Source organism: Corynebacterium hiratae (assembly GCF_009708045.1).
In the GTDB taxonomy this organism is placed as follows: domain Bacteria; phylum Actinomycetota; class Actinomycetes; order Mycobacteriales; family Mycobacteriaceae; genus Corynebacterium; species Corynebacterium hiratae.
In genome coordinates this window covers 1-13,500 of record NZ_VIOG01000008.1, presented here as the reverse complement: position 1 = coordinate 13,500, position 13,500 = coordinate 1, and the positions used below count along the sequence as shown (strand labels likewise).

Sequence of the window (13,500 nt, the reverse complement as noted above, 5' to 3'; positions counted from 1 at the left end):
GTTCCTGCCCGCCGCCTGTATCAGCTCCTATATCAGCTGGTGAGTTCCTCCCAGCGTCCCAGCAGCCCCGGTAGCGCCTCCCGGAAGGGCTTCAAGAGCTCCAACTCTTCTACCTGGCCAAACGGCACCCAGCGCAGCTCGGCGGATTCCTCGTTGGCAGTCGTGGCCAAGCGCTGCCCCGAAACCGTCCGGGCCAACACCGTGGTATAGGTCCAGCCTTCCGAAAAAGGCCCGGCAGTGACGACGGCATCCAGCACCTCGACGTCTGCCGGCGAGATTCCGGTTTCCTCCTCCGTCTCCCGCAGCGCGGCCTGCTCCGGCGACTCCGGCTTATCCCGCGCCCCGCCCGGGATTCCCCAGGTCCCGCCGTTATTCGTCCACGTCGCGCGATGCTGGAGCAGTACATCATCCCCCGCCACGAGGAAGAGACCAGCTGCTCCAAACTTGCCCCACACCGGCACCCCGCCCGGGCCCTTCGACCAGCCATCACCGGAAAGTTCTGGGTTAACGCGTGCACACATGCCTTACACGATACGCGACAAACTCCCCGCGCCAACGCCCCCGAAATCATCGCGCGAGGCGCACGAGAGCGCTATCCTAAGGGAATGACCGGCCCGGCCACCGAACTGCGCGAGCACTCCCCCGAATCATGGGGCGATCATTGGCTCGATGACGTCACCGAGCCCTCCGCGCCAGTTTTTAGCCGCCCCACTCAGCTGGCGATGAGCTCCTTCGCCGGCCCCGCGCGGTCATTCGGCGCCTCTATAGCTTCGCCATCACCACTCCCGGCAAGCTGTTTACGGTTACCTTAATTCTCACCGTAGCGCTCGCGGCAGCCGGCTTTTCCATGTCCTCCTCCTCGGCCGCGCGCCACGATGATCTGGACACACTGCTGGCCTCCACCGAGCCGATGTCCAACGCGGCGCACCACCTCTACACCAACCTGTCTTTGGCCGATACCGTCGCCACCACCGGCTTCGTCCAGGCAGGCGTGGAGCCGGAGGATAACCGCGACCGCTATAACGAGGCCATCGACGCCGCCTCCGTCGCCGCCACGCAGGCCATTGTCGGCACCTCCGCCGAAGATGAACGCGTGCGCGAGCTCGTCACGTTTATCCAGCGCAAGCTGCCGGTCTACACCGCCCTGGTGGAAAAGGCCCGCGTCAATCACCGTGCGGGCCACGCCGTGGCGAACTCCTACATGTCCAATGCCTCGGCGCTCATGCGCACCCAGATTCTTCCCGCCGCTGCGGAGCTGTTCACCCTGACCTCGGCGAAGGTGACCCAGCAACAGCAGCGCCTAACCCGCCCGCAGTGGGTGCCGCTTTCGGGCCTGGTCGCGGCGATCATTTTCCTCGGCTTGGCGCAGTGGTGGCTGTGGCGGCTGACCCGCCGCCGCTTCAACCGCGGTTTCGTGGTGGCCACGGGACTGTTGTTCCTGGCGCTGGTGTGGGCCGCTGGCTCCAACTTCGCCACGTGGGCGTCCGGCCACCAAGGCTTCGAGACGGTGTCGCGCCCCTGGGATTCGCTGACCGCCTCGCGCATTGAGGCCCAGCAGATGCGCACCTCCGAGACCCTGGCGCTGGTCCTGCGCTCCTCCCAACAGGACATGTCCGTGCACTTTAACTCCACGGTGTACTCCGTGGACCGGGCCCTGCGGGACTATGAGCAGGCGCTTGACGACGACGACTTCCCCTCCTCCGATCCTTCCTTGATTCCTCGCGCCAAGGAGGCCTTGGAGGATTGGGAAACCACCCACGATGCTTTCATGGAGGATCTCTCCATGGGCCATTACGACGCCGCGCTCTACCAAGCCACCGCCATCGATCCGGATGGTGATCCGACCGCCGCCAGCGCCTTCAATGCCGTGGATAACTCCCTGGCCGCGCTCATCGACCAAGCCCGCGACGCCATGCGCACCTACCTGGTTCAGGGTCTCAATGCCATGACCATGGTGTCTACCGGCGTCCTCCTAGCCACGTTCGGCGCGATTATCGCCGTGTGGCTGGGTATCCGCCCCCGCCTGCAGGAGTACCTGTGATGCGCCGCCGAACCGACCACCGCCAGCACGCCACTGCGGCCGTGCTGCTGCTCAGCGCCGCCGTGGCACTCAGCGCCTGCGAGCCGGAGCCGCCCAGCACGCCGGATCCGATCCTGCCCTCCAGCGCGGATCTCAACTCCACCCCGGGGCCGCCGCTGCCGGAGGACGCCATCATCGAACCCGCCGGCACGGGAGAGGTGTCCAAGCAAAGCACCGCGGACGTTTACGGCTCCTACCGCCCGGACGATAAGAAGCCGGAGGAGCGCGTGCCCAACATCCTGGCACGCGGCCGGCTCATCGTGGGCGTGGACCGCTCCAATAACCTGCTCAGCTACCGCGATACCGCCAGCGGCGAGGTCCGCGGATTCGAGGTCGATATCGCCCGCGAAATCGCCCGCGATATCTTCGGGGATCCCAACAAGGTGGACTTCCGCTTCGTGGAGGCCTCCGACCGCGCTCGTGCACTGAATGATCGCACGGTGGACATGGTCATCCGCACCATGACGATTAGCCCCGAGCGCCAGCGCGAAGTGGCCTTCTCCATTCCGTATATGCAGACGGATGCGCGGTTGCTGGTGCTGAAGAACTCGGGCATCCATTCCATCGCGGAGGCCGCCGGGCTAACGTTGTGCGCGGCGAAAGGATCCACCATGGTGGACGCGATACGCAAACACTCGCCGTCTTCCGATATTTTGGAGACCCGCGCCTGGGGCGATTGCCTCATGGCGCTGCAGCTGGGCCAGACAGATGGCATCGTCGTGGATGACGCCCTGCTATCCGGCATGCTGGCGCAGGATAAATACACCGAGATCGTCGGCGATCCTTTGGAAAGCCAGAGCTATGGCGTGGCCGTGCGCAAGCCCGATGCCTCCTATGACTCGCGCCCGCTCATCCGCCAGATCAACTCCACGCTGGAGCGCATCCGCCGCGACGGCACCTGGCAGGAGCTCTTCAATACCTGGCTGGGGAATTACATGGAGCAGCCCGTGCTCCCAGAACCGGAGTACCTCAACGAGACTCCGCCTGTAGAGGAATCACAGCCGAGCTCCACAGCCAAGGACCAGCCCGGCGAGAAGAAGGAGGGGCAATAATGTCGCACCGCTTCACCGAGGATGAGCTCGATCACCTCACGCCTGAAGAGCACGAGGACACTAACGACGCCGCCACTACCGCTGACCGCCCCGCCTCCAACGACGCCTCTAACGACGCCACCATCGACGCCACCCAAGCCGTGCGCTTCGATCCCTTCGCGGATGACGATGACGACTATTCGGAGGACCACCACCTCAGCGTCTCCCCAACAGATTCGCACAGCGCGGGAACAACAGCTGCCGGCGCCGCCGACGCCGAAGCCTCCGACCGCACCGCCGCCGTGCCCTTTGATCCCTTCGCGGACGACGATGACGATGACTACGAGGCCGCCACCGGTGCCCGCCTCTCCCCCGCGAATCGCATGGGCACGAGCGGCACGGCGACGGGCCAACCCGACGATGGCGAGTACGTCGACTCGGACAATATCGCCGCGCTCATCGAGGAGCTGGGGCAGCTGCGTGATCGCCGCAAAGCAGAGGACCCCTCGCAAGCCTCGCGGCGCCGCGCGCTCGATACGTTCCGCCAGCGCCGCAGCACCAAGCGCACCGACCGCGAAGTGGCCGATGGCATGGCCACCTTGCCCTTCGTTGTCCCGGGCAACCCGCGCGACGCGCTCATCGATCCCAAGGACGCGCCCCGTGCCGCCCCACCGCAGCTCAAGCCGGGTGACATGGTGGCCGGCCAGTACGAGATCTTGGGCGTGCTCGCGCATGGCGGGCTGGGCTGGATTTACCTGGCCAACGACCACTTCGTCTCCGGGCGCATCGTGGTGCTCAAGGGCATGCAATCCACCAACTCCGCCGAGGAGACCGCCACCGCGGAGGCGGAGCGTGAGTTCCTCGCGGACATCACGCACCCGAATATCGTGAAGATTTTCAACTTCATCGATGACCCCCGCGTGCCCGGTGGCTTCATCGTCATGGAGTACGTCGGCGGCCCCTCACTGAAGCAGCGCCGCAACGACCAGGCCACTGACCGCTTCCCGGTCGACACGGCGATTGCCTATATCCTCGAAATCCTGCCCGCCTTGGATTACCTCCATGCCCGCGGCGTGGTCTACAACGACTTGAAGCCCTCCAACATCATCGTCACCGAGGACCAGGTCAAGCTCATCGATCTGGGCGCGGTCTCCGGCATCGGCGCCTTCGGTCACATCTACGGCACACAGGGTTTTCAGGCCCCGGAAATCGCCACGCAGGGCCCCTCGGTGGCCAGTGATATTTACACCATCGGCCGCACACTGGCCTGCCTGACGCTGAAGCTGCCGGTGGAGGATGGCGTCTACAAGCCCGGCCTGCCTTCCCCCACGGAGGAGCCGCTGCTGCGCCGCTACCTCTCCTTCTATCGCCTGCTCTTGCGCGCCACAGATCCGGACCCACAGCAGCGCTTTGCGTCGGTCTCCGAGCTGCGCGACCAGCTCTTCGGCGTCCTGCGCGAGGTCATCGCGCTCCGCGATGGCATCCAGCACCCGGCCCAGCACTCGGTGTTCTCCCCGCAGCGTACGACCTTCGGCACGAAGCACCTGGTTTTCCGCACGGACCAGCTCATCGACGGCATCGACCGCACCGTCCGCATCACCGCCCCCGAGGTGGTCTCCGCACTGCCCATCCCGCTCATCGTCCGCTCCGACATCGGCGCCCCGCTGCTGCAAGGTTCCTCCTACACGGAGCCGCAGGAAGCGCTGGAAACACTTCGCCAGGCCATGGAGGCGCCGGAATATGAGGAGTCCGCGGAGATTCCGCTCGGCGTGGTGCGCTCCATGATTGACTTGGGCTACATCGGCCAGGCCCGCGAGTGGCTGAACTCCATCGAGGACCGCCTGGGGAGGGACTGGCGTTTCCACTGGTACTCCGGCGTGACCGAGCTGCTTTTGGATAAGTACCGCGAGGCCCAAGCCCACTTCGCCCACGTCCTCGACGTGCTGCCTGGTGAGGCCGCCCCCAAGCTGGCCATCGGCGCGGTCAATGAGCTCATTCTGCAGCAGCTAGGTTTTTCGGAGGCCGCGCTGATCGACGCCTCCGTTGCCCGCGCCTGCGCCAACCTCACCACCTCGCTCGCGGATCTGCCCAATGACGCTTTTGAGGATCAGCCCGGCATCTGGGACCACGTCACCGATGACCCCGCCCACCTGCGTTTCAACTCGCTGCGCCTCTACGGCATCGTGTGGGCGACGAACCCGACGACTGTCTCCTCCGCCTTCGGCTTGGCCCGCCAGCTGCGCGCCGAGCACCAAGTTGAGCTCGCCGTGGCCACCTTGGATAAGGTCCCCAACGCCTCGCGCCACCACCGCATGGCCCGCTTGACCACGGTTTTGCAGCTCATCGTCCACGATCTCTCCGAGTCCCGCATCCGCAGGGCCGCCCGCCGCTTGGAGGAGATTCCGCAGAACGAGCCGCGCTTCTTGCAGATCAAGATCGCGGTCATCTCCGCCGGGCTGACCTTCCTGCGCGAATCAGACCTCAATGCTGCGGCCTCCCCCAACGATCTCTTCGAGTTCCCCTTCACCCAGCGCGGCCTGCGCTACGGCCTGGCGGATACCCTGCGGGCACTGGCCCGCCAGGCCCCCTTCGCCCGCCACCGCTACGCGCTGGTGGACCTGGCCAACAAGGTCCGCCCAGTCACGATGTTCTAGCCGCCAGCGCTACCGGCCGGCGGCATAGCCGACGCTCGGCTTAGTACAGCCCCGCCTCCCGAGCCATGGCGGCCACCTCCGCGGACTTCTGCGCGATCGCCAGCTCCTCGTTGGTCGGCACCACGAAGACCTTGACCTGGGAGTCCGCGGTCGAAATCATGCGCGGCTCCTTGGAGCGCACCAGGTTCGCTTCCTTATCGAAGTCAATGCCGTACATGTCCAGGTTGTACAGCGAATCCTGGCGGACCTCGGTATCGTTCTCACCCACGCCGGCGGTAAACGTGATCGCATCCACGCGGCCCAGCGCAATCATGTACGCGCCGATGAAGCGGCGCAGCTGGTGGATGTAGATGTTGTAGGCCAGCCAGGCGTCCTGGTCCTCGTTGTTAATGCGCTCGCGCAGCACACGGAAGTCGTTGACACCCGCAATGCCCTTCACACCGGAGCGCTTGTTCAGCAAGTCATCAATCTCATCGATGGACATACCTGCCTCACGCGAGAGGTGGAAGATGATACCCGGATCGATATCGCCCGAACGGGTACCCATGGCCAGACCAGCCAGCGGGGTCAGGCCCATCGAGGTATCGATCGGGCGGCCGTTGCGAATCGCCGCCGCCGAAGCACCATTGCCCAAGTGCAGCGTGATCTGGTGGACGTGCCCCGGGTCCATGTCCAGCAGCTTCGGCACCTGCTGCGAGACAAACTCGTGGGAGGTGCCGTGGAAACCGTAACGGCGGATGTCATACTGCGAGGCCACATCGTTATTGATCGCGTAGAGTGCGGCCGCCGGCGGCATGTGGTTGAAGAAGGCCGTATCGAAGACCGCCACGTGCGGGATCTCCGGCAAGAGCTTGCGCGCCACGCGGATGCCGTCCAGGTTCGCCGGGTTGTGCAGCGGCGCGAGCGGGATGAGGTCCTCGATCATGGACTCGATCTGGTCCACGATGAGCTGCGGCTCGCTGAACAGGCGTCCACCGTGCACCACGCGGTGGCCCACGGCGATGACCTCCACATCCGTCGGGCCCACGCCGTGCTCATGCATGATGCTAAACGCGCGGTCCAGGCCGAAGGAGTGGGTGGGAATCTCCAGCTCTTCCTTGAATTCCTCACCGCCCGTCTTCACGGTCACAGCACCCTGCGGCTCGCCGACCTGCTCCACCAAGCCGGAGACCAGCGGGGTATCGGTGGCCGAGCTTTCCGGGTCCACCAGCTGGAACTTAACCGAGGAGGAACCCGAGTTGAGAACGAGTACGTACGCCATCTATTTCACCCCTGCCTGGATCGCGGTGATAGCCACCGTGTTGATGATGTCCGGAACGGTCGCGCCACGCGAGAGGTCATTGACCGGCTTGTTCAGGCCCTGCAGAATCGGGCCCACCGCCAGTGCACCACCGGTGCGCTGCGCCGTCTTGTAGCCAATGTTGCCGGCCTCCAAGTCCGGGAAGACGAAAACTGTGGCCTTACCCGCAACGTCAGAGTCGGGCGCCTTCTTGGCCGCCACGCCTGGATCGCAGGCAGCGTCGAACTGCAGCGGACCATCCACCGCCACGGAAGAATCGATACCGCGGGCCGCCTCGACGGCCTGCGCCACCTTCTCCACATCCGGGCCAGCGCCCGAAGTACCCGTGGAGTAGGACAGCAGCGCCACGCGCGGGTCCAGGCCAAACTGCTTGGCGGTCTGCGCGGAGACAATAGCGATCTCGCCGAGCTGCTCCGGTGTCGGGTTTGGGTTCACCGCGCAGTCGCCGAAGGCCCACAAGCGGCCCGGCATCACCATGAGGAAGATGGAGGAAACCACGGAAGCCTCCGGCTTGGTCTTAATGATCTGGAAGGAAGGCTTAATGGTGTGCGCCGTGGTGTGCGCCGCGCCGGAGACCATGCCATCAGCCAAGCCCTTGTGCACCATCATCGTGGCGAAGTAGGACACGTCCTGCATGGTCTCGCGCGCCTGCTCCAGCGTCACGCCCTTCTTCTTGCGCAGCTCCGCGAAGTCCGCGGCGAACTCCTCCACCAGTGGGGATTCCAGGTGGTTGATGATTTCCACACCGGACAGGTCGATCCCGAGCTCCTGGGCGCGCTTCTCGACGTTCCCGTCACCCAGAATCGTCAGCTTCGCCACCTTGCCCTTGATGAGCTCACCCGCGGCCTGAAGGATGCGGTCATCCTCGCCCTCCGGCAAAACGATGTGCGCTCCGACCTCGCGGGCCTGGTCCAGCAGCTGCTTCTGGAAGAGCTCGGCGGACATATAGGGCTCGATCTCCTCCAGGGAAGAAATCGCACCGGGAACCGAGGAAACGTCGGTCAACGCGCCGACCACCGTAGCGCCCACAGAGCGCGCGTGGCCCAGCGCCAACTCCGCCGCGCGGGCGGGCGCGTTAGAAATCAGGACAAAGGGCAGGCCCAGGGCGGCCGCGGCCTTGGCATCAAAATCCATGACGCCGGTGCCCTGGAGGACCAGGTTGCCCGCGGGGGCATTTTCCAGAACCTCGCTGAGCGTGGTTCCCAGGTCATCGACCTGGGCGAAGGTGGCCCCCAGTTCCTGAGCCACAGCAGCAACGTCCAATCCGTCGAAGCCGCGCCCAATGACGCTAATAAAGGCGGAATTCCGTGAGGACTTGGCGGTCATGAGAAACCTTTCTCTGCTTAGAAAGCGTGTACCCGGGCTCACAAACTGGGCACACAGTGACACTACGACACTTTCACAGTACGGGAACGCACCCCTTCGCGCCGCCAAAGCGAGGCTTCATATCCCCAACGTTGCAGGCCACCAGCGCCCCGCACCACCATAGAGTGCGGTATCCCACAGAAACTTGCCCCTCGTGATCACTTCGGAGTAGGGTCCTAACCAGGATTGTTACTTCGGGCAAGACCTAGGCTCCCCACTCTTAGCCGTGTGGGGATGGTTCGCTATGAACCATTGTGGCCTAGGTCTTTTGTGGTTTTTAGCCACAGTGCCTGCCTACTCTCGAAAGGATTCTCATGTCGACAGAGACTCGCTCGGCAGCCGAAGCCATCTTGGATGGCATCGGCGGAGCGGAGAACATCACCTCTTTCACGCACTGTGCCACGCGCTTGCGCTTCGAGCTGGCTGATGCCTCCAAAGCCGATAAGGAAGCACTCGAATCTATCCCCAAGGTCATGGGCGCTGTGCCCCAGGGTGGCCGCAACTACCAGGTGGTCATCGGCGGCGACGTGGCCACGGTCTATGACGAGATCAACGCTCTCCCGCAGATGAAGAACGCCGGCGCGTCTACCGGCCGCTCCAATGACGATGTCAAGGCTGCTGCCCGTTCCAAGGCCAAGGGCAAGCTGCCGTGGATGGATACCTTTTTCGAGTACCTCTCGGATTCCTTCCGCCCCATCCTGGGCGTGCTGCTGGGTGCCTCCCTAGTTATTGCCTTCGCCGCAGTGCTGGATGCGCTAGGCATCGTCGACTTCCGCGCTGAGGATAAGCCCGCATCCTGGCTTTTCGTCGACGCCATGTGGCGTTCCGTCTTCTTCTTCCTGCCGGTCATGGTGGCCTATAACGCCGGCAAGAAGCTGCGCATCGACCCCTGGGTCCCCGCTGCGGTCATGTTCGCGATGTTCACCCCGGAGTTCACCGGCCTCGCCGACAACCCAGCCGTCCAATGCGTGACCAACGAGACGCTGTCTGCTGAGCAGTGCTCCATCGATATCTTCGGCCTGCCAATGCAGCTGCAGGACTACGGCGGAAATGTCTTCGTCCCGCTTATCATGGCCGCCGTCGCAGCGCTCTTCTACAAGGGTTTCCAGAAGCTCATCCCGTCCGCAGTCCACATGGTCTTCGTCCCCTTCCTGACCCTGATTTTCCTCATCCCGCTAACGGCCTTCATCATTGGACCCTTCGGCGTATGGGCCGGTAACGGCATTGGCGCTGGCCTGTCTTGGCTCAATGACAACGCTCCGTTCGTCTTCGCTCTGGCCATCCCGATGCTCTACCCGTTCCTGGTCCCGCTGGGTCTGCACTGGCCGCTCAACGCCCTCATGCTGGTCAACATCCAGACCTTGGGCTACGACTTCATCCAGGGCCCCATGGGCGCATGGAACTTTGCCTGCTTCGGCGCTACCGCTGGTGTGCTGGCCCTGTCCATCCGTGACCGCGACACCGTAATGCGCCAGACCTCCGGCTCTGCACTCCTGGCTGGCCTGCTGGGCGGTATTTCCGAGCCTTCCCTTTACGGTATCCACCTGCGCTACAAGCGCATCTACCCGCGCATGCTGGTGGGCTGCTTCGCCGGCGGCCTGACCGTGGCCCTGCTGACCCTGGGCTCCAACGGCATCACGACGAATGCCTTCGTCTTCACCTCACTGCTGACCATCCCGGTCTTCACCCCGATGGCCAAGTACGCCATCTCTATTGCGGTGGCCTTCTTCGTGGCCTTCCTGCTCATCCTCTTCACCGACTACCGCACCCCGGAGGAGCGCGCTGAGGCCAAGGCCGCCCGCGAGGCCGCCGAGAAGGCCGAGCTCGACAACGCCGACAACGCTGACAACGCCGCGCTTGCCGACGCCCCCGCAACCGCAGCCACCGCCACTGCCGGCGCCGGTGCTGGCGCTGCCACCGCAACCGCCACGAAGGCAGACGCCCCGGCCCAGGCTGCTGAGCCCGCCGCTGGCACCACCACCGACATTGCTTCCCCGGCTGCCGGCAAGGTTGTCCCGATGGCTGAGATCGATGACCCGGTCTTCTCTGCTGGAACACTGGGTGATGGCGTGGGCATCGTCCCTGAGGGCAATGACGTTTACTCCCCGGTGAGCGGCACGATCGTCAGCGCCATGAAGTCCGGCCACGCCTACGGCATCAAGACTGAGGACGGCGTGGAGGTCCTCGTCCACATCGGCATCAACACCGTGAAGATGAAGGGCGAAGGTTTCGCTCCAGCCGTCAAGAAGGGCGATACCGTCAAGCAGGGCGAGCTGCTTGCCACCGTTGACTTCGACAAGGTCACCGAAGCCGGCTACGACACCACCATCGTCCTGGCCGTAACCAACACCAAGGCACTGGCCGCCGTCACCCCGGCTGGCCTCAACCACGCCTCCGCCGGCGATACGGTCATCACCACGACCCGCTAAAGCACCCCCTAGGGAACCTTTAGCGCCCCTTTAGCGCACCCTGACTAAGCTGGCTCGATGTATCCGCCATCGTGGCCGGCTTTAGTCGTTTTCACCTCAACCAGAAAGGTGCCTTGTGCAACTGTTGCGAGTGTTCAATAACAACGTCGTGCTCGCACGGCGCGGCGCGGAGGACGTCATTGTCACCGGCCGCGGCATCGGCTTCCAAGCAAAGCCTGGCACTAAGGTTGATCCGGCCAAGGTGGTGAAGGTCTTCGTTCCTGACTCCGGCCGCGACCCGGATCACCTAGCCGCCATGATCGCCGGCATCCCCGGCGAGTACGTGCAGCTGATTATCGACGCCATGCACTCCGTGGACATGTCTGAGGCTCTACGCAGCAAGCTCACGCTGGTCGTGGCAATTGCGGATCACATCCACGGCGCTGTCAGCCGCGGCAACACGGTGTCTTATCCCCTCGAGGCTGAGGTCCGCCACCTCTACGCCGAGGACTTTAGCCTCGCGCAGAAGTTACTCACCGCCATCAACAGAGGCCTACACACACCACTGGCTGCCGACGAAGCCGTGGCCATTACCCTGCACCTGGTCAACGCCGGCTTCGCAGTAGGAGACCTTTCCGGCACCTACCGCATGACGGGGTTGATTCAGCAGATCCTGGCCGTCATCGGCTCCCACAACGGCACGGAACTCAACAGCGAGGACATCTCCGTCGCCCGCTTCATCACGCACCTGCGCTACCTGTTTGTGCGCATGGCGGAGCACCAGCAGCTCGACTCTGACGACCGCCAAGTAGCCACCGCTATCTCCGCGCGCTACCCCGATGCCGTCGAGACCGCCCAGATGGTGGCCAACCTTATTGAGCTGCGCCTCGACAGCGCCCTAACCCCCGATGAGGTCTCCTACCTGACGCTACATATTGCCCGCCTGCAGGAGGCCTCCGCCTAAGCAGTCTGCGGCGTAAGCAGTACACCTGCTTAGGCCGCTGCGACAGCTTAAGCCGCCGGTGCCTCAGCAGGCGCCTCGACGCCACCATCTACCGGTGCCTCAGCACCCTCCACCGGTGCCACCGGCTCCGCCACGGTGATGATGTTGTCTTCGTAGCCAAGCTGACCACCCACAAACTTGCCGCCACAGGTAATGAGGACCAAGCGGTTGTCTCCCTGCGTGTCATTGACCACGTCCGGGAAACCCGCCCCCTTCTGCAGGCGGTACGGCGCCTCGGTCACGCGGAATCGACGCTCCTCACCATCGATGAAGACAGTAAATTCCTGGCCTAACTCCATAGTGGTGAACTTCTCTGCGAAGCCCGTGCCCTGACCTTGGTAGTTGATGTGACCGGTAATAACACTGGAGCCCACCGGACCAGCCTCGCCCGGCACTGCCGACGCGGAGTACCAGCCCAAGCGCTGTACATCGTGCGGGGGAATCAGCATGCCGGTATCAGTGACCTGAATCGGGTCCACGGCCGCGAACTCATCGTTAATGCCCAAGGACATCGCGCCAAAACCCCGAAACTCACCCGGTGCTGGTTCTACCTCGTGTTCCTGCTCACCCGAGTCATCCACGAAGGGATCATTGTTCGTTGTCGGCGCTTCAGCTTCAACGCTCTGCGAGGTTGACGTCTGTTCCTCAGCCGCATTCGTCTCCGCGGAATCGTCTTCACTGCGGCCCGCATAGAGCACTAGCTGTACGATAACCAAGATAATCGCGATGAGCGCTGCAATACCGATGAGCAGCTTCTTGTTGCTCTTCTTCTCATCGCCTACCTGCTGCGCTTCGCTGGCGCGGTCTTCAGGTGCAGAGGATTCACCGGGATACTCCGGGATACCGTTCTTTTCACCATCATCAGTCATTTTCTATTCCTCGCTCCTAACTTCTACGTTCTAGCTTCTGAGATTTAGCTTATAAAAATATTGGCTCTAGTTATTCGTTCTAAACAATAGACTAAAAATCAGACGACGAATCCCCTCCAGCGTTTTACACCCTGGAGGGGATTGTCCTCATTGTTCTCTGCCCCTACCAATCCCAACCCGTGAGGGCTGGGATGGTGTTGCCGTCTGGACTACTTGATGAAGTCCTTCATGCCTGGGTCAAGCTTCGTCGCACCGGAAGGTACGTGCTTGATCTCCACGCGCTCTGCGTTGGACGGCAGCGGCTGACCAGAGTCCTCCGGCGGAGTTGCGTCCAGAACGGTGACCTCGCGGTCATCGCGGCCGGTGTTGTCACCGGTCTCCTCGGTCGGCTCACCGTGGTTGTTGCCACGGCCGCCATCCTCGGTGACCTCAGTGTTGTGGTCGCCATCGTGGCCACCATCATGTCCACCGTCACCGCCGTTGCCACCATCGATGATGAGCTTGATGAGGCCCAGACCCGGGATGAGCAGCAGCCACCACGGCAGGTCAGACTTCTTCGAGCTGCCATCGTTGTCGTCCTTATCCTTACCGTCACCGTCATCCGGAGTCTCAGTCGGCTTGGTCGGTTCCGTCGGTTCCGTCGGTTCCGTCGGCTTCGTTGGCTCAGTCGGCTTCGTTGGCTCGGTCGGTTCCGTCGGCTCGGTTGGCTTGGTCGGCTCGGTTGGCTTGGTCGGCTCGGTTGGCTCGGTCGGGTTGGTCGGCTTCGTCGGCTCAGTCGGCTTGGTTGGCT

At 63.6% G+C, this 13,500-nt stretch carries 9 protein-coding genes and 1 pseudogene; 5 read left to right on the top strand and 5 right to left on the bottom strand.

Translation table 11 applies throughout. The features are described from left to right. Positions 1–32: 32 nt before the first annotated feature. Positions 33–521 (bottom strand): NUDIX domain-containing protein, encoded by a 489-nt coding sequence (locus FME68_RS08020; protein ID WP_158397128.1) that lies wholly within the window; start codon positions 519–521, stop codon positions 33–35. Between the two features lie 230 nt (positions 522–751). Between FME68_RS08020 and FME68_RS08015 the strand changes: the two genes are divergently transcribed. From FME68_RS08015 to FME68_RS08005, 3 genes are read left to right on the top strand one after another with little or no spacing between them, the layout of a single operon-like run. Beyond that, positions 752–2,041: a GlnX family signal transduction membrane protein gene (locus FME68_RS08015; protein ID WP_500683224.1), complete on the top strand. Its 1,290-nt coding sequence runs from the start codon at positions 752–754 to the stop codon at positions 2,039–2,041. Next, positions 2,041–3,132, top strand: a complete 1,092-nt coding sequence (locus FME68_RS08010; RefSeq protein WP_158397126.1) for a glutamate ABC transporter substrate-binding protein — start codon at positions 2,041–2,043, stop codon at positions 3,130–3,132. The genes FME68_RS08015 and FME68_RS08010 overlap by 1 nt, the downstream gene beginning before the upstream one ends. Beyond that, positions 3,132–5,765: a serine/threonine protein kinase gene (locus FME68_RS08005; protein ID WP_158397124.1), complete on the top strand. Its 2,634-nt coding sequence runs from the start codon at positions 3,132–3,134 to the stop codon at positions 5,763–5,765. The genes FME68_RS08010 and FME68_RS08005 overlap by 1 nt, the downstream gene beginning before the upstream one ends. A gap of 40 nt (positions 5,766–5,805) precedes the next feature. Here the strand turns inward: FME68_RS08005 and FME68_RS08000 are convergent, their stop codons facing one another. After that, the gene (locus tag FME68_RS08000) at positions 5,806–7,026 is read right to left on the bottom strand and encodes an acetate kinase (protein WP_070821373.1); all 1,221 of its coding nucleotides are present in this window, start codon (positions 7,024–7,026) and stop codon (positions 5,806–5,808) included. Continuing rightward, positions 7,027–8,391, bottom strand: a complete 1,365-nt coding sequence (gene pta / locus FME68_RS07995) for a phosphate acetyltransferase (protein ID WP_071409514.1) — start codon at positions 8,389–8,391, stop codon at positions 7,027–7,029. A 353-nt stretch (positions 8,392–8,744) separates the two neighbouring features. On the opposite strand from pta, the gene FME68_RS07990 reads away from it, so the two are divergent. Both FME68_RS07990 and FME68_RS07985 read left to right on the top strand, forming a co-directional pair. Further along, positions 8,745–10,859 carry a glucose PTS transporter subunit IIA gene (locus tag FME68_RS07990; protein ID WP_158397121.1) on the top strand — a complete coding sequence of 705 codons (2,115 nt, stop codon included), beginning with the start codon at positions 8,745–8,747 and terminating at the stop codon, positions 10,857–10,859. 115 nt (positions 10,860–10,974) lie between these two features. Continuing rightward, positions 10,975–11,802: a PRD domain-containing protein gene (locus tag FME68_RS07985; protein ID WP_328287779.1), complete on the top strand. Its 828-nt coding sequence runs from the start codon at positions 10,975–10,977 to the stop codon at positions 11,800–11,802. A 47-nt stretch (positions 11,803–11,849) separates the two neighbouring features. Here FME68_RS07985 and FME68_RS07980 read toward each other — a convergent pair whose 3' ends face one another. Together FME68_RS07980 and FME68_RS13045 are read right to left on the bottom strand one after the other, a co-directional pair. Continuing rightward, positions 11,850–12,710, bottom strand: a complete 861-nt coding sequence (locus tag FME68_RS07980) for a class F sortase (RefSeq protein WP_158397119.1) — start codon at positions 12,708–12,710, stop codon at positions 11,850–11,852. 209 nt (positions 12,711–12,919) lie between these two features. After that, a pseudogene (locus tag FME68_RS13045) lies at positions 12,920–13,500 on the bottom strand (hypothetical protein); the annotation flags it as partial.